Raw genomic sequence first — 15,867 nt, forward strand, 5'->3', positions numbered from 1 at the left:
CTGTGAGTGAGAACGGCTCCGGCGGAAGAGTCCAGTCGCCCCGTCCCGGCGACCCTTCCCGCATAGGCCCGTACCGGATCGTCGGCCGTCTCGGGGCGGGGGGCATGGGGACCGTCCACGCCGGTGTCGGCTCCGACGGAACGCGCGTCGCGGTGAAGGTGGTTCATCCGGAGCAGGCCCAGGAACCGGAGTTCAGGGCCCGCTTCAGGCGTGAGGTGGAACTGTCCTCCCGCGTCACCGGCCCGTACCTGGTCCCGCTCCTCACCGCCGACCCGGACGCGGAGACCCCGTGGCTGGCCACCGCGTACGTCCCCGGACCGACGCTGCACCAGCACCTGCTCGCCCACGGACCGCTCGCCGGAGGCAGCCTGTACGCGCTCGCGGCGGCCACCGCGCAGGCGCTGGCCGCCGTCCACGCCGCGGGCGTGGTGCACCGCGACGTGAAGCCGCAGAACGTCGTCCTCACCCCCGGCGGCCCGCGCGTCCTGGATTTCGGGATCGCCCACGCCGCCGACGGGACCGGCGTCACCCGCACCGGTGTCATGACCGGCACCCCCGGCTGGATCAGTCCCGAGCACTACCGCACGGGGGCCACCGGCCCCGGGAGCGACGTGTTCGCCTGGGGAGCGCTCCTGGCCTGCGCGGCCACCGGAAGGCCGCCCTTCGGCACCGGCGCACCGGACGTGGTCGCGTTCCGCGTGATGTCCGGGGAACCGGACCTGGACGGCGTCCCCGCGCCGCTGCGCCAGGTCGTGGAGAAGGCGCTGGCCAAGGAGCCGGACGAACGCCCGTCGGCGGCCGAGGCCGCCGGAGCGTGCACGGAACTGCTGGCCGCCCAGATCACCCAGGTGCTGCCGGCCGGCGCGGTGCCGGAGACGGCCGTGGACATGGTCACGGCCCTCTGGGACGTGCCGGCCGGGGCCGATCCGGCCTGGCACGTGCCCCCGGAGCGGCCTCGGTCGAGACGACGGCTGGTGGGCGCCGTGGTCCTCGTCGCCGCCGTCGTCGGCGGCCTGGCCGGAGGGGCGGCCGCCCTGATGCCCGGCGGCACCGACAACGGCGGACGGACCTCCTCCGCCGCTCCCCCGGCGTCGCCCCTCGCCTCGGCCGGTACCGCACGGCCGTCCACGGACACCGCGAAGGACGACACGGCGGGAGGGGAACAGCAGGCCGGGGGCGACGACTCGGCGGATGCGGATGCGGAGAGCTGGGGGCAGGCGCGTGCGGCTCGGGGCGAGGGCGAGCACGACGTGGCAAGCGCGCTCCTGCACGATCTGGACGTCCTCGCCCGGGACCTCAGCCCGATCGAACTCTCCCTGGAGGCCGTGAAGTTCCACTCGTCACGCGGGGAGGTCTACTTTTCGTACCGGCTGGACGCCGAGGACGAGCACGGGATCGTGTACGCGGAAACGGAGATCGCCAGATCCATGTGCCTGACGCTGAATGACGTCGTGCTCCGCCTTCACCCGGAACTGCCCTACCGCACCTACGTCACGGTGAGGGAGGAGAAGGGCCGCGACCCGCAGGTGACGTGGCGGGAGGACTTCGCAGCCGACGCCCGGTGCCGGTCGGCCCTCGAGGACGGCACCGACGCGGCCTACGGAACCGGACAGGACTGGGAGCCAGACGAGAACGGACTCGGGGAGGCGATGGTCCCCAGCACCGACGGCACCGAAATCCGGGTCGCGGACCGTGCCGCCACGGAGATCATCGAACGGACCAACGCGATGCGCGGGACGCTCGGCACCGACCAGGTGCTCGGCCACGACGAGATCAAGGTGGGCTTCGACCCCGCGAATTCGGCCATGTACGTCTGGTCGGACTACCTGATGTGGAACCAGGGACAGATCGAGACCTGGGCGGACATGGCCGCCGGTGAGGCGTGCCGGGCCCTGGCGAACCAGCGGCGGACCTCGGGCGACGGCTGGCCGTACACCCGCTACGCCGTGGCGGAGATCGGCGGGTCGGGCTACCTGATGATCCGCTGGGGCACGGTCACCTCGCAGGCCGGCTGTCCCGCCTGAGCCGCGTCCTCGGGACACGCGCCGCCTACGCCTGCGTGTCCTCGTCGGCGACCTTTTCCGCGGGCGTCGACGGGGGCGGTCGGCGGCGGCGCGAACCGCTTCAGGTCCGGGCCCTCCGTCGCGGCACCTCGTAACGCACGAGCGCCTTGGCGAAGGGCTCGCCGGTCCGGCGGGCGTACTCCATCCGCGCGCGCACCTCCCTCAACGTGCGCGGACGGTACCCGGGCCCGCCGCAGCAGCTCTTGTGGAAGCGGACACCCGCGTGGAGCAGGACGGACAGCACCCTCCAGGCCCGGGTGTCCCGGCGCGGCGGCGCGGCGAAGGCCGATCCCGCGTGGACGAGCGGTTCCGCACAGCGGGGACAGGTGCGGTGCGGCCTGTCCCTGTCGTAGGGCTGCTTGTACGAGGCCCGACAGGGCAGGCAGACGTAGGAGGTCTTTCCGTGGCCCATGCGGCAAGGGTAGGCGGCACCGGTGCAGGGCTCGACGCATTTTAGGAGTCGGGGTACTCCCTGGAGGTCTTCGGGGAGCCTCACGGACGGTGGCTGTCGCACTGTGGCCGTGCGGAACGGGGACGACGTGCCGCACACTCTCCGGGTGATCGTGTTGCAGCCCGTCCTCGAAGTCTCCGATCCCGCCGGCTTCACGCTCTGGCCGGTCGCCGGCATCGAGCCGTACGGCTTTCTGCCGCTCAGCGGCGCGCTCGCTCCCGCCGAGGTCGGCACGGCGGTCATGAGCATCGCCGCCCACAACGACGTCGTACCGGACGACGACCGCCCGCCGCGGCCCGCGGACCCGCTCGGCTGTTTCCTGCACGGGCTGCTCACCATGGACGACCTCTTCGCCTCCGGTGGCCTGCAGGTCACGGACACCGCCTCAGGCGTCACCTTGCTGCCGGGCTGCTGCAACGGCCTCGAGGAACGCGGCGACTGGTTCGACGTCCTCGACGGGGACGGATGGGCCTCCTTCGGCCACGACCCGTCCCCGCTCGCCGAACGCCACGGCGACGCCGTCCGCCTGACCGTGGACGCCGACCGGAACGACAGCCCCGTGATCGAGCTCGCCGCCGACAACCTGCGGCACCTGCTCACCGGAGCGGAGCGCGACCTGACCGGGTTCCTGGCCCTGGCGGCCGCGTGGGCCGTCCGGCAACTGCCGGACCACGCAGCCCCGGTGACGTCGGCCCTCGCCCGCGCCCTGGTCCTCCCCGCACAGGGCCCGCCCTCCGCGTCGTCCCGACGGCCGGAGGCAGTCGGCTGACGCACGGTACGACCTCAGCAGCATGACCCGGCTCCTCACCGGTTTGATCCCGGACGACGAGTTCACACAGATCCTTCAACGCCTCGACGGCTGACAGCTGCCCGGCTTGCGCGTCTCACTCTGAGACGATCAGTAAGGTGAGAACGACCACTTGTTCGAACTGTGCCGTGAGGTTCATCCATGTCCGTCCCCTCACCAGATCAGGCCGTCGCCCACTTCGGCCCCGCCGGGATGCGCCGCTTCTCCCTCACTGGCGCCTATGGCCTGCGGCTTCCCGAGGCTGCGCGCGGGCTGCTGACCGAGACCGGCATCCCGGTCCACGTCGCCCCGTACTTCCGCGCCGCGGAGGAGACGGACGCCGTGCTGCTGGGGACCTACGCGGGACACCACGGTGCGGAGCAAGTGCCGGCCGGGACGGAGGGCTGGGCGCGCATCGGCCACGACCGGCTGGCGCAGCTCTGCGTACGCCCGGACGGGGCCGTACAGGCGGTCTTCCTCGCCGCGGAGGCAGCCGACATGTTCGTCGCCACCGATCTCCCCTCACTGATCGTCTGCCTCGCGGCTCTGGACCGTGCCCTGCCCACGATCGCCGCCGCGCCGGACCTGCCGGAGGCCGCCGCAGCCTTCCGGGAGCTGAACGAGGAGCTGCGCACCATCGACCCCTCGGCTTTCGCGGAACGGGAGAACTGGTGGCCGCGTGTCCTGGACGACGTACGGCACACCCTCAACTTCCCCTTCTCGGCCGCCTTCGAATACGTCGACGAGGCCGGGGAGAAACAGATCGTCACAGAGGCCACCGGACCGGGACGCCTCCACCCCGAGGAGATCATCCGGCGGCGGCTGGAGTCGGAGGGAGTCCCGGCGGACCGCGTCCGGCGGGTGTACTGCGAGCTGCAGCCGTGCATGATGCCGGGACATTACTGCGCGGTGTGGCTGCAGCAGGCCTGCCCTCAGGCGGAGTTCACGCACAGCTTCGACTACGGCGAGGACGCCGACTCCCGGGAGCGGGGCCTGAAGGAACTGATCACCTACACCGCCCAGCAGGCGAGCCGCAATTGACCGCCGACACCTGGGCCCGCCCCGCTGCGGGCCGCGAACCGGCCGGTGCGGCGCTGCTCGGCTGGCTGGCCGACCCGGCGGCACCCCGCCTGTGCCTGGTGACCGGGAGCGAGAACTGCGGGAAGTCGCAGTTGCTGGCGTGGCTGGTGGCACACGGGACCCGTCCCGGTACGGCGCCGGAGCGCCGGGTACACGGCTTCGTCCCACTGGCCGGACAGGGTGTACGAACGGCTTTGTGGACCCTGGCCGATCAACTCGGGTTGGTGGCAAGGGCGCCGGAAGAACTGCTCGTCGGTCTGTCGGCCGACCGGCGGCGTACGGTGCTCGTCCTGCCGGACCTCCACGCGGCCACCGACCCGTACGCCCTGGCCGACCTGGTCGGCGCGTTGGTCGGCCTGGAGCATGTGCGGATCTCAGTGGAGGCGCGGACCGGCCATGAGGCCATATCAGCGTTGAAGGCGCTCGCCCCAGCCGAGATGGACCTCGACGACCCTCAGTGGACGGACCTGGCCCGCGCCAAGGCATGGCGGGCGGTTCACTCCACGCGACGCGAGTCGACGACACCGGGTCCGGAGGAGACATCTGCACCCCTGGACCTGGACGATCCCGTTGGGGTCTGCACGGCGGACCCGGACCAGGTGACGTCAGCGTATGAAGCGGACACGGAACCGCGAGGCGGACTGAGGCGAGCGTGGCTGCGCGCAGGGCAGTCGCTCTCGCGCGATCAGGAACCAGCCGACCGGGCCCTGGTCCTGCTGGCCGCCCTCGGTGACGGAGCCGATCCACGCCTGAGCCCCGCACTTGAGCGACTCGCGGCCAAGGCCCCATGGCGGTCGGTATGGTCCCGAGTACGCGGGGACGTGACACCACCGTGGCCGGGACCGGTCACGGCTCTCACAGTCACCTCGGGGCCGCTCCCGGAGCAGCTGCTGCTAACGGACCACCAGGGCACCCTCCGGTCCATATCGTGCTCCGACGCCATCCCGGCCGGTCGCCTGCCCGGCCTCGCGCCCGACGCCCTCGGCCTGGTCTCTCTGCCGGACGGAACGGTGGTGGTGCTCGACAGCGACGGGCGCTTGCACACCCACCGAGAATCGACCGTGCCCCGCCCCTCCGGTTTGGCCGCGCTCCTCGACGACGGCCCTGGCGCCGGAGAGCAGACGATCGAGGCCCTGTCGAAAGCCGTGACGCACACGCAGATCACCGCACTCGCGGCTTCCGAGCGCGCGGTGGCCGTGGCAGATCACAGGGGAAGGGTGTACGTCGCCTTCCTCACCGACCCCGGTCGGGTTCTGCCGGCTGAGCACCTGCACGAGGGTCCGGTCACAGCCCTGGCGTCGGCGGACGTACCGGTCGCCGAATCGGGACCGGACATCAGCCTGGTGTACAGCGGGGGAACGGACGGCCGGGTGCGCGTGTGGGGACCCGGCAACAAGCCGGCAGACGTGCCGGTGGCGGAACGCGCCTCTTCGGTACGCGCGTTGGCGGCGCGAATGACGACATCCGGCGTGGCCCTGTCGATCGCCTGGACGGACGGCCTTGTCGAGTACCGGCGCCTGGACACCGCTGAGCGACGCACCTTCCATCCCGGACAGCCGGTGAACGCGTTGGCGTTGACGCGTACGGAGGGACTGTTGATCGGCACGGACGAGTTGTTGACGTGCCTGCGTCCGGTCTGACGGGGCCGCGTGCGTGAAGTCGTCGATGCTCACAGCCTCTCCCATCGGGAACTGCTGAGCCGGCTCGGTCCCGGCCGAGTTGAGCGCTGCGTACGCGACCACGCGAAAGCGCCGGGCTCAGCGGGACCGACGCTCGGCTTCCTGTGCGACGTCGGCGTTCCCTCCATGCCCGAGGCGGAGACCGGAGCACCCGGCGCTGATGCGCACCACCGTGCCTTTGAAGCCGTGCAGGGCGGGCAACGGCACGTGTGCGAGGAGGCGAAGGACGGGATCACCTGGGCAACCTGCCTGCCGGGGATTCGATGTCCCGGGGTGCTGCACGCGGATGTGTCGTCCCTCGCGTACACCGTCCACTGGCTGCCGAGGATGCTGCCCGGGACAGCAGTCACAAGGACGCCGCGCGGGCAGGAGGCCACCGTCGACCGGGTTCAGCAGCAGGTCACGCAGGGCGACCCACTGCAGTTGCACACCCAGAGGGCGAGTGGGCCGCGGCATCGGCGAGATCACCATGGGTGTGTGATGTTGGGAAGTGAGGTGAAATTCGTGACGGCCCGTCAACAGAAGTACAACTGAACAAAATCCCAATTGACGTACACACGCTCGATTGCGAAGGTGGAGGGAGGTGATCATGGGGGAGATGTGACGCGTGGGCAAGAAGCTGCCCGATGAGCTCGTCGAGGTCCTTGACCTGGTCGGTGTGCAGTGGCCGAACATCGACGAGGATGAGGTGCGCGACACCGCCAAGGACTACCGCAACCTCGCCGAAGGCATCCGGGACGTCATAGCCGAGGGAAACAAAGCCTGTTCGCACATAGTCGGCGGCCGAAGCAAGGGCAAGACGGTCGACGCACTGGACCGCCGCTGGGGCAAGCTCACCACCAAGGACCTGTCCACCTTCGCCGAGTCCCTGGACGACCTGGGCGACGCCCTCGACGACTGCGCCGGGTTCATCGAGGGCTGCAAGGTGGCCTGCATCACCGAACTCACCGCCACGGCCGCCGCCGCGACTGCGGGCGTCATCGGGATGTTCTTCACGGTCGGCCTCAGCGGCCTCCTCAGTGCGGCGGCGATCGCCGCTTGCCGACTCGCCCTGAACGAGGCGATCGACTACGCGGTCGAGAGGATCACCGCGATCGTCACGGACCGCATCGAGGGCAAGATCCTCGCCAAGATCGAGGATGTCTTCACCGACCGCCTCGACGCCGGCGACGAGGACGTGTCTCACTACGCGGCCGGCGGCTCGGACATGGCCCAGGACCTGGTCATCGAGTTCGACGAGTTCGACCGGGCTTCCGGCGACTACGGCACGACTCGCGAGAACTTCGAGAAGAAGAAGGGCGGCCACAGGACCGGCGGCGCCAAACGCCGTTCCTCCGTCAAGAAGGACAGCCGCTTCCACAAGCTCGCCACCGTCCTGGACAAGTGCGAGGACGCCGTCGACAAGAAGGCCGACGAGACGGTCGACGTGCTGGAGAAGCACGGCGGGGCGATCGACAAGGGCAAGAAGCATCACAAGGAGCAGGACGAGAAGACCAAGAGGGACATCGACGCCTGCGACAGCGGGGTTGTGCCGATGTACCTGCTCAACGCCGACGGATCAGTTCAGCAGCTGATGCCGGACGGCACCGTGGGCAGCGTTTCCAAGGCGGACAAATCAGGGATATGGAACATACTTGAGACGGATGGCACCATATGGCGCGCCCCGAAGCGGGGCAACCCCTATCCGGTCCCCTCGGGGCGCAAAGGCCCCAAGGTCAGTTCCACGAAAATCAGTCCGGGCAGCACTCCCCTGTCGCGCGCCACGGAAATAGCCCGCTTCGCCAAAAAGGATTACGGGGGCACCAACTTTGCAGCTGCCGAGTACCTGCCCTCCGACGGCAAGAAACCCATCATCCTCGTAGGCGACAGCGAAGGTCCACATTCGGAGCGCCTCATAGGCTATCCGGTCCTCCGGCACGGCGAAGAGAAGAACATCACCAAGATATACACCGAGAGGGAACCGTGCCAACTGTCCCCGAAGTGTGATCAGTGGCTGGACGAGTACTTCAAATCCAAGAATCCAAAGCTGGAGGTAGAATACGCCAATGACTACGACCAGAAAGACAGAACCAGCGGTAGAGACAAGGAGCACCGTGACTACATGAGGGACCTGGCACGCGCACACAGACAACAAGGACACCCTTAGCAGGAGACAGAGAATTGTTGATCCGCATCACACCACGTCAGGTGGTTGACAGCTTCGGCCTTGCCTGCGTCACATACTTCCCTCGCTCCACCGACAGCCACATGCGGCGTGAGGTGGCGCACTTCCTGTCAGATGTCGGCTTGCCGGAGAGTTCGTTCTTCTCGAGCCGCTTGGACCTCGAGGACGAGTCCCTGGAGAGGATCGACAACAAGCCGAGCCTGAGAACCGTGTTCGAGGCAGATGGCGCAGAATGCCCGCCCGAATCCGAAGGGTGGGAAATTCTGGGAGTCTTCAACTATGCAACGATCGCCATCGACCCGAGCGATGGGCGAGTCTACTCCTTCCCCGAAGGGGAGGAGAGCTATACCGCGATGAACGCGGATCTTTCCTCATTCGTTCATTCCCTCATCGTCCTGGAGCACGGAAAGAGTGAATACAAGGGACTTCCGGTGGACGAAGAGGGTGAACGCGCCCGCGTCGTGGAGCGCATGAGACAGCAGATTCACGAGGTTGACGAAACCCCTTTCGCTGATGAAGAAAGTGAGTGGAGCAGGCTCTTCGAAGAAATTGGCTTCGGAATGTGGGGCTGAGACGGACCTCTCCACTCCACGCCTCCAGACGAACGCCGTCGACGACGGCCAGGGTCCCGGGCGGACATGGGATGTCACCCAACCTCAAGCCCCTTCCATGACGCGGAGTCCATGGCCGCGTGTCGGGCCATGATCGTGCGGGGAGAACCCGCTCACCGTGGGCGTCCTTCAGCCGGCAGGCTTCTTCACGTGCGGAGGAAGGACGGACCGACGACTGTCAGGTCCGCCCAGACGGTCTTCGTGTACGCGTCCCGCACCTCGCAGCCCCATCGTTCGGCGTACGCCGCGACGAGCAGCAGTCCACGCCCCGACGGGGCGTCGGGCGCCGCCGGTTCGGCCGCCGGGTCGCGGGGGCGGCGCTCCGGGCGGGTGTCGGTCACTTCGACGCGGACGGCGCCGTGCTCGGGCAGGAGGAGCAGCGTCAGGCGGAAGTCCCGGCCGGGAGTGCGGCCGTGGGTGACCGCGTTGGCCGCCAGTTCGGCCGTGACGAGGGCGACGGCCTGTGACGTCCCGGAGTCGTACGGGATTCCCCAGGTCGCGAGTTGCTGTCCGGCGAGGCGGCGGGCGAGACGGGCTCCGCGTGCGGTGCTGCTGAGACGGACGGTGAGGTGGGGGGCGCCGGTGGACGGTTCCACCCTGGTGTTGGTCGACTTCACAGGGTCACCGTCCCGTCACGCGGACGGCGGGGGCGAGGTCGGACCTCCGTACCCGGTCACGCGGTACGGCCGCTGTACGGGTTCGTACGGCAGGTGTACGGGTGCGGCCCGTGGCCGGAACACCGGATCGGTCGTTGTCGCTCACGACGGAACGCCGTGCGGCACGAGGGGGCGCGATGGGCAGGACGACCCAGCGGGAATGCGGGACCACCGGCCGGCGCGGACCGGACAAGGAACGTCCGGCGGCCTGGAGCGCCTACGGCAAGCTGGTCCGCCTCTTCCGTGAACGCGCCGGCCTCACCCAGCAGGCCCTCGCCGAGGCGATCGACTACTCGCTGGAGCAGGTCGCCTCCGTCGAGCAGGGGCGGAGACCGGCGAAGGCGGCCTTCACGGAGGCCGCGGAGCGGGTGCTGGAGGCGGGCGGGGCGCTGCGGGTGCTCCAGGAGGACGTGGACCGGGCAAAACTCCCTGTCTTCTTCCAGGACTTCGCCCTCCTGGAAGCCGAGGCGGTGAGCAGGTTCTCGTACGACCCGCTTCTGATTCCGGGGTTGTTGCAGGCCGAGGCATACGCACAGGCGCTACTCGAAGCGCACTTCCCTCCGTTGCCTGATGACATCGTCGAGCAGAGGGTGGCGGCTCGTCTTGCGCGCCAGGCGTTGTTGAGCCGCAAGAGCCCGCCCATGGTCTTCGTGTTCATCGTGGAGGAGGCAGCGATCCGGCGCGTGGTGCGGAACACCATTGTCATGCGGCAACAGTTGGAGCATCTACTGGCGTGCTCGAAGACGCGCAATGTCGAGTTGCAGATCATACCCACGGCCCGGGGTGCGCACAGCGGGCTCAACGGGCCGATGGTGCTGATCGAATCGACCGACCGCAAGCAGTTCGTCTACATCGAGGCACAGGACGTGGTGAGCGTCAGGTCGGACCGGAACGAGGTCAGCGAGTTCTTCCTGCGGTATGGGATGCTGCGCACGCAGGCCCTCAGCACCGAGGAGTCCTCCCGTCTCGTCGAGCGCATGGCAGGGGAGCTATGAGCACCGATCAGGGCATTGAGCAGTCCAGCGAACTCGCCTGGTTCAGGAGTAGCTACAGCGGAACGAGCGGCGGCGACTGCGTCGAGGTAGCCGCCGGCGCGGATGCCGTGTACGTACGGGACTCGAAGGCAGCGGCCGACGGTCCCATGCTGCGGGTCGGACGGGACGAGTGGGCCGCGTTCGTCACACACGCGACCCGGTAGTCCCGGCGCGTTCAGCCCTTCACACCTCGACGCGCAGCCAGGTGTCGCCGGTGCGGAGCCAGAGGGTGCCGTCGCGGGCCTGGCCGCAGCGTCCGACGCCCCGGCCGGGTACACGCAGTGTGCGGCGGTCGGTTGCCTTCCAGGTGGTGCCGTCGAACTCGGCGCGGGTGAGCTCGACGGTCCGCCGGTTGTGGTCGCGGCGGGTCAGCACGGCCCGGTCGCCGCGGACGGCGAAGCCGTCCGGTTGGTGATCGGCGGCGGGCAGGCTCCATGCCTCGTGCACTGCGGTGTCGGAGTCATCACTCATCCACTGCCGGATCATCAGGATGTGTCACCTCTGGGACTCCGGGGGCCTGCACCTCCCGAAGATCCGCACTCTACCGGCCCCGAATCCGGGCTTCTCTGTAGCCCTGTCGGCTGGTGATGGGAGCGTTCTTCCCGCCTGAAGGGCGCAAAAAAGCGAGGTGAGCGGGCTGACCGGTTGGAGATTCGCTCCACCCCCTCTGCCCGGCGTGGCGCGACCGGGCAACGAGCGGCGACCCGCCGAGGCCGCGTCTTACCCGAGTGCGTACCGAACACCTGAACACCTACCCTGCGCCAGAGCGGTTGGGCCGGAACAGGGAGATCGACGATGAGCATGTACTTCGAGCTGGGTGACGAGACGCTGTGGAACCCGTCGAACGGTGCCGGCCGCCTCTTCATGCGGCAGGTGGAGGTCTTCGAGGCGGAACTCGGGCTGCCCTCGGGGATCGGCCAGGGGAAGCACTGGGGTGACCCGGACACACTCGACGTCGATCCGGTCGCGTACGCGGAGTTCGTGCGCGGCCTCGTCGCCTGGCACTGCGGGACGAGCCACTCCGTGATCCTCGCGCTCTCCGAGGGGTTCGCGGCGACAGCGGTCGCGCTCGCGCGGCGGGCGGGGATCGAGGTGGAGAGGCCCGCGTCGGAGGCCGACCAGGCGTGGGGTGGTGTCCGACGCGACGTGCAGGTTCCCGGCGATGCCCGGGTCTCGTCGGCCGCCGTCGTCGACGCCCTGGACACGCGGGCGCGGGAGGTGGACCGCTGGATGGCTCGCTGAACCGGTTCACCCGACACTGTCGTTCACTGAGCGTTTTCAGCGCTGACGCTCCGGGGTGAGGACGGCTGCGGTGATTGACGACAGGCGGTTCGGGCTGCATCGGGCCCTGCGGAAGATCCGCCAGGACTTCAGCCTTGCGACACCCCGCTCGACCGGTGCTCGTGCCGCTGACAGTGCCTGGTTCATCGTGCGTCGAGTCGGTGTGAGTTCCCGGCGGGGCCGGCGCCGGTGTAGGCGCGGTCGGCGAGGACGGGGACGCCCTAGCGTTCGCAGATCCGGATGACCTGGTGGGTGCGGGCCGCGGTGAGGTCGTGGGTGCGGCCGGGCAGCGTGGGTGAGATTCACAGCAGTCTGCCCAGGGGATCGGTCACGACCTGCACGTTCACTCTGTGACGGCGGCGCTTGTGGGAGTAGTCGGCCCGGCTGTCGCCGACCCGGTCGCATTCGGCGAGCGTGCCGTCCAGCAGGACGTACTCGGGATCGGCCTCCCGCAGCACCCGCAACAGGCCCGGCGCCTTCTTGGACAGGTGATGGATGACGGCGGCGACGTAGGAGTGAGCGGTGCCGACCGAGATCCCGAAACCGGCCGCGATCTGCGCCAGGGTGTCGTGCTGGCGCAGGTGCACCAGGCCGACCAGGGCACGCTGATGCGGCGGCAGCTTGCAGCGTCGGTCACCCTCATGGGTGACGATGGGCATGGTGCCCCACTCGACCAGGGCGTGAGGCAGGTCGAGTGCGGCAAGATGGACGACCAGCGAGGCTCCCGCGCCGGTGGGTTGAGAGGTAGAACACCTCCATCAACGCCACGGGAGCTTCGTGCGTTGCGGGAAGCCAGCCCGTGAGCCGAAGCTCGGGAGTTGTCACCGGTGACGCCGGATGAGCTGGCGGAGAGGACCGGGCGAGGCGCGTTGGTTGTCACCGATGAGGCATCCCACTTGTCACAACCGCCCGTTCGGCAGACTTTCTGTCACCAGTACCGAAGATCCTGAGTTCTCGGATACCTCAGCGATGCCGTGCTCAGGGCTGATCCCTTCGACAGCGAGGCGGAAGAGGCGGTCGGCCTGGGTCTCGGGGTCCTTGTGGTGCTCGGTGGCCAGGGCGATGCCGACGGCGAGGGTCAGCAGGTCGTGAAAGGTGACGTGCGGTGCAACCGCCTTGTCGCGAATGGCCCGCTGGAGCAGGGGAGTTCCGGCCGCTGCGATTCTGTTGCCACAGGACTGCGGGGAGGGTTCCTCGGCGGGAGGCTCATAGCTGAGGGTGTTGGCGAATCCGCGGGCTGAAACGGCGTAGAGGACGAGGGCGTGAAGCCACTCCAGGAGGGCAGTGCGGCCGTCCTCGGTCGCACTCAGCCGGTGGGCGCGCTCGCATAGGCCCTCGATGCGTTCCTGAAAGACGGCTTCGAGCAGGGCACGGCGGGTGGGGAAGTGACGGCGCACGGTCGCCGAACCGACGCCTGCGGTGCGGGCGATCTGCTCCAGGGATGCCTCGGCGCCGTGCGCGGCGACCTCGGCTTCGGCGACGGCGAGGATGCGCTGGTAGTTGCGTCGGGCGTCCGAGCGCTGACCGGTCATGATCTCCTCATTGCTAAACGGCGGGCCCCGCCATATCTTAGCGGCAGGCAAAGCGGCGGGCCCCGCCGTTTCCTTTCTCCGGTCCGTGAGGAGCAGCAACCATGCCCATCGACAGCGATACCGTCCTGGTCACCGGAGCCACCGGCCGGCAAGGCGGGGCCACGGCCCGCGCACTCTTGGCCGCCGAGGTGCCCGTACGTGCACTCGTACGCGATCCGCGGTCGAAGTCCGCCCAAGCGATCGAGGCGCTGGGCGCCGAACTGGTGCGGGCGGATCTCTCCGACCGGGACTCCCTCGGCCCAGCGGTCGAGGGAGTCCGCGCGGTGTTCTCGGTGCAGATGCCGCCCATGACCGAGACCAGCGTGGACTTCGCGGGCGAGCTCGCCCAAGCCACCAACCTGGTGGACGCGGCGAAGGCTGAGGGAGTACGGCACTTCGTGCAGTCCTCGACCAGTGGAGTCGGTGAGCACACCCGGGCCGCCGGCTGGGCGGAGGGCCGCTGGGCGGCGATGGCGGACTACTTCCACACCAAGCAGGCGATCATGGAGGCGGTGCGGGGTGCGGGCTTTGCCCGCTGGACGGTGATCAAGCCCGCCTTCTTCATGGAGAACCTGCCCCTGCTGGCCCCCAAGGGGCCGCGCGGCGGACTGCTGACGGTACTGAAGCCGGAGAGCGAACTGGCCCTGGTGGCCGTGCGGGACATCGGCACGGCTGCGGCGCACGCCCTGCGAGACCCTGACCGGTTTCACCAAGTGGAACTGGAACTGGCCGGTGACCTGCGCACGATGGAGCAGATCGCGCAGACCTTGTCCGCCGCCTGGGGCGTGCCCGTGACCGCACCCTCCATGAGCCTGGAAGAGGCCCTCGACGCGGGCATGCCGGCGTGGGGAGCCGGACACGAGTGGAACAACGCGGTCCTCCAGCCCGCCCGGCCCGAGTTTGCCCGGGAGTTGGGCATCCCGGTCACCACCTTCGCCGAGTGGGCGGATGAACAGCTGACACCCGTGCCCGGCTAGGGCGTATCCGGCGCTGTGACGCTCGGCAGCGCCCGCCGGAGCGGACTGGGGCGAGAAGTTGGAGTGGCCCTGTCCCGGCATCCCCGCCGCGGTGGTTGCCAAATTCGCCGGGCACCCGTTGGCCGGCCTGCCGTTCTTCACTCCGGAGACGGTGACGACCGACCACCGATTCGTCTATCGCAACCACTGCCTGGTCGAAACCAACGGTGACAGCAAGCCTGCCTGTATGACAACTACGTGCTCCGGCTCAGCCCGTCACCCGATCAGTGGCCACGCTGAAAGAGCTCACTGCCTCTGGTTGTACGGGATTCCGTACGGCTGTTGTACGGGTCCGGGGCCGTGCCCCCGTCGTTGCGACGCGCGTTGAACAAGGTCCCGGCGGCGGGCTGAGCGTCGCTGCGGTGCGGGTGAGCGGGGTGCGGGACGGAAGGACGTGAGGCATGAGCACGGTGCGGGAGACACGGGGCGGTCGGACGGGGAAGGCGAAGGAGGAGGGCGGGGGTGATCTGCCGGGGGCGTGGGCGGCGTACGGGAGGCTGCTCCAGCATCTGCGCAAGCGGGCCGGGCTGAACCAGCAGCAGCTCGGGGAGGCCATCGACTACTCGCTGGAGCAGGTCGCCTCGGTCGAGCAGGGGCGGCGGCCGGCGAAGGCGGCGTTCACACGGGCGGCGGACCGGGTGCTGGAGGCGGGTGGAGTGCTGGAGGTGCTCCAGGACGAGGTGGACCGGGCGAAACTACCCCGGTTCTTCCGCAACTTCGCGCTGATTGAGGCGGAGGCGGTCAGCCGCTGCGACTATGAGCCACTGCTCGTGCCGGGGCTGTTGCAGACGGAGGCGTACGCGCGGGCTGTGTTTTCCGGGCACTGCCCACCGCTGAGCGAGGAGATCATCGACCAACGTACGGAAGCGCGGCTCGGGCGGCAGAAGCTGTTGGATCGGGTGCCGCTCACGGAGCTCTCCTTCATCATCAACGAGGAGGCGCTACGCGATCCGGTGGGCAGCCCCGAGGTCATGTGCGAACAGTGGCAACGCATCCTCGAAGTGGGCGCGTTGCGGAACGTGGAGGTCCAGGTCGTGCCCGCCTGCCGGGGCTTCCACCCCGGTAAGAACGGTGCGTTCGTGGTAGTGGAGACCCAGGATCACAAGCACCTCGGATATTTCGAGTCCCAGGGTGTCGGATGCGTCGTCTCGGAGCCCACCGAGGTCAGTACCTTCGCCTTGCGATATGGCAAGCTGCGATCGCAGGCCTTGAACGTCGAGGAGTCTGCGCGACTCATCGAGCGGATGGTGGGAGAAACATGAGCGTGGAGCGGATGGCCGAGCACGTGGACGGGCTGCACTGGTTCAAGAGCAGCTACAGCGGATCCGACGGCGGTAACTGCGTGGAGGTGGCTACCGGTCTCGACGCCGTGTACGTACGGGACTCCAAGGCCGCGGGCGACGGGCCAGTGCTGCGGGTCGGCCGGGACGAGTGGGCGGCGTTCGTCGCGCTCACGGCGGGATAGCGCCGACCA

The 15,867-nt window shown here is 69.0% G+C and carries 17 protein-coding genes and 1 pseudogene; 13 read left to right on the top strand and 5 right to left on the bottom strand.

Annotation, left to right across the window (positions count from 1 at the left end):
- Positions 1-2 precede the first annotated feature (2 nt).
- Entirely contained in the window at positions 3-2,024 is a 2,022-nt protein-coding gene (locus ACZ8ZB_RS03605; RefSeq protein WP_470736264.1) for a serine/threonine-protein kinase, read from the top strand.
- Between the two features lie 100 nt (positions 2,025-2,124).
- Here ACZ8ZB_RS03605 and ACZ8ZB_RS03610 read toward each other — a convergent pair whose 3' ends face one another.
- Positions 2,125-2,475 (bottom strand): deoxyxylulose-5-phosphate synthase, encoded by a 351-nt coding sequence (locus ACZ8ZB_RS03610; RefSeq protein WP_470736265.1) that lies wholly within the window; start codon positions 2,473-2,475, stop codon positions 2,125-2,127.
- 145 nt (positions 2,476-2,620) lie between these two features.
- Between ACZ8ZB_RS03610 and ACZ8ZB_RS03615 the strand changes: the two genes are divergently transcribed.
- The 6 genes from ACZ8ZB_RS03615 to ACZ8ZB_RS03640 all read left to right on the top strand — a co-directional run bounded on the left by ACZ8ZB_RS03615 (position 2,621) and on the right by ACZ8ZB_RS03640 (position 8,796).
- On the top strand, positions 2,621-3,283 hold the full coding sequence (locus tag ACZ8ZB_RS03615; RefSeq protein ID WP_470736266.1) for a hypothetical protein: 663 nt from the start codon (positions 2,621-2,623) through the stop codon (positions 3,281-3,283).
- A gap of 180 nt (positions 3,284-3,463) precedes the next feature.
- Positions 3,464-4,342: an SUKH-4 family immunity protein gene (locus ACZ8ZB_RS03620; protein ID WP_470736267.1), complete on the top strand. Its 879-nt coding sequence runs from the start codon at positions 3,464-3,466 to the stop codon at positions 4,340-4,342.
- Between the two features lie 98 nt (positions 4,343-4,440).
- The gene (locus ACZ8ZB_RS03625; protein ID WP_470736268.1) at positions 4,441-6,021 is read left to right on the top strand and encodes a WD40 repeat domain-containing protein; all 1,581 of its coding nucleotides are present in this window, start codon (positions 4,441-4,443) and stop codon (positions 6,019-6,021) included.
- A 9-nt stretch (positions 6,022-6,030) separates the two neighbouring features.
- Entirely contained in the window at positions 6,031-6,594 is a 564-nt protein-coding gene (locus tag ACZ8ZB_RS03630; protein WP_470736269.1) for an SUKH-4 family immunity protein, read from the top strand.
- A gap of 73 nt (positions 6,595-6,667) precedes the next feature.
- Positions 6,668-8,206, top strand: a complete 1,539-nt coding sequence (locus tag ACZ8ZB_RS03635; protein WP_470736270.1) for a WXG100-like domain-containing protein — start codon at positions 6,668-6,670, stop codon at positions 8,204-8,206.
- Positions 8,207-8,223: 17 nt separating this feature from the next.
- A complete protein-coding gene (locus ACZ8ZB_RS03640) occupies positions 8,224-8,796 on the top strand; it encodes an SUKH-4 family immunity protein (protein WP_470736271.1) in 573 nt (190 codons plus the stop codon).
- A gap of 185 nt (positions 8,797-8,981) precedes the next feature.
- Here the strand turns inward: ACZ8ZB_RS03640 and ACZ8ZB_RS03645 are convergent, their stop codons facing one another.
- The gene (locus tag ACZ8ZB_RS03645) at positions 8,982-9,452 is read right to left on the bottom strand and encodes an ATP-binding protein (protein ID WP_470736272.1); all 471 of its coding nucleotides are present in this window, start codon (positions 9,450-9,452) and stop codon (positions 8,982-8,984) included.
- 176 nt (positions 9,453-9,628) lie between these two features.
- Here ACZ8ZB_RS03645 and ACZ8ZB_RS03650 point away from each other — a divergent pair, with 176 nt between their 5' ends.
- Positions 9,629-10,486, top strand: coding sequence for a helix-turn-helix domain-containing protein (locus tag ACZ8ZB_RS03650; RefSeq protein WP_470736273.1), 858 nt, complete (start codon positions 9,629-9,631; stop codon positions 10,484-10,486).
- Positions 10,483-10,689 carry a DUF397 domain-containing protein gene (locus ACZ8ZB_RS03655; protein WP_470736274.1) on the top strand — a complete coding sequence of 69 codons (207 nt, stop codon included), beginning with the start codon at positions 10,483-10,485 and terminating at the stop codon, positions 10,687-10,689. The genes ACZ8ZB_RS03650 and ACZ8ZB_RS03655 overlap by 4 nt, the downstream gene beginning before the upstream one ends.
- 19 nt (positions 10,690-10,708) lie before the next feature.
- On the opposite strand, the gene ACZ8ZB_RS03660 is transcribed toward ACZ8ZB_RS03655, so the two are convergent.
- On the bottom strand, positions 10,709-10,996 hold the full coding sequence (locus ACZ8ZB_RS03660) for a hypothetical protein (RefSeq protein ID WP_470736275.1): 288 nt from the start codon (positions 10,994-10,996) through the stop codon (positions 10,709-10,711).
- Between the two features lie 324 nt (positions 10,997-11,320).
- On the opposite strand from ACZ8ZB_RS03660, the gene ACZ8ZB_RS03665 reads away from it, so the two are divergent.
- Complete coding sequence (locus tag ACZ8ZB_RS03665) at positions 11,321-11,767, top strand: DUF6086 family protein (RefSeq protein ID WP_391663498.1); 447 nt, start codon at positions 11,321-11,323, stop codon at positions 11,765-11,767.
- 36 nt (positions 11,768-11,803) lie between these two features.
- Here the strand turns inward: ACZ8ZB_RS03665 and ACZ8ZB_RS03670 are convergent.
- Both ACZ8ZB_RS03670 and ACZ8ZB_RS03675 read right to left on the bottom strand, forming a co-directional pair.
- Positions 11,804-12,522, bottom strand: a pseudogene (locus tag ACZ8ZB_RS03670) (transposase).
- Between the two features lie 183 nt (positions 12,523-12,705).
- Positions 12,706-13,338: a TetR/AcrR family transcriptional regulator gene (locus tag ACZ8ZB_RS03675; RefSeq protein WP_470736276.1), complete on the bottom strand. Its 633-nt coding sequence runs from the start codon at positions 13,336-13,338 to the stop codon at positions 12,706-12,708.
- A 101-nt stretch (positions 13,339-13,439) separates the two neighbouring features.
- Here ACZ8ZB_RS03675 and ACZ8ZB_RS03680 point away from each other — a divergent pair, with 101 nt between their 5' ends.
- The 3 genes from ACZ8ZB_RS03680 (at position 13,440) to ACZ8ZB_RS03690 (ending at position 15,858) form a co-directional block, all read left to right on the top strand.
- Entirely contained in the window at positions 13,440-14,354 is a 915-nt protein-coding gene (locus ACZ8ZB_RS03680) for an NmrA/HSCARG family protein (RefSeq protein ID WP_470736277.1), read from the top strand.
- 440 nt (positions 14,355-14,794) lie between these two features.
- Positions 14,795-15,655: a helix-turn-helix domain-containing protein gene (locus tag ACZ8ZB_RS03685; RefSeq protein ID WP_470736278.1), complete on the top strand. Its 861-nt coding sequence runs from the start codon at positions 14,795-14,797 to the stop codon at positions 15,653-15,655.
- Positions 15,652-15,858 carry a DUF397 domain-containing protein gene (locus ACZ8ZB_RS03690; RefSeq protein WP_470736279.1) on the top strand — a complete coding sequence of 69 codons (207 nt, stop codon included), beginning with the start codon at positions 15,652-15,654 and terminating at the stop codon, positions 15,856-15,858. The genes ACZ8ZB_RS03685 and ACZ8ZB_RS03690 overlap by 4 nt, the downstream gene beginning before the upstream one ends.
- Positions 15,859-15,867 lie beyond the last annotated feature (9 nt).

The sequence above is a fragment of the Streptomyces sp. 12E genome (assembly GCF_055633275.1).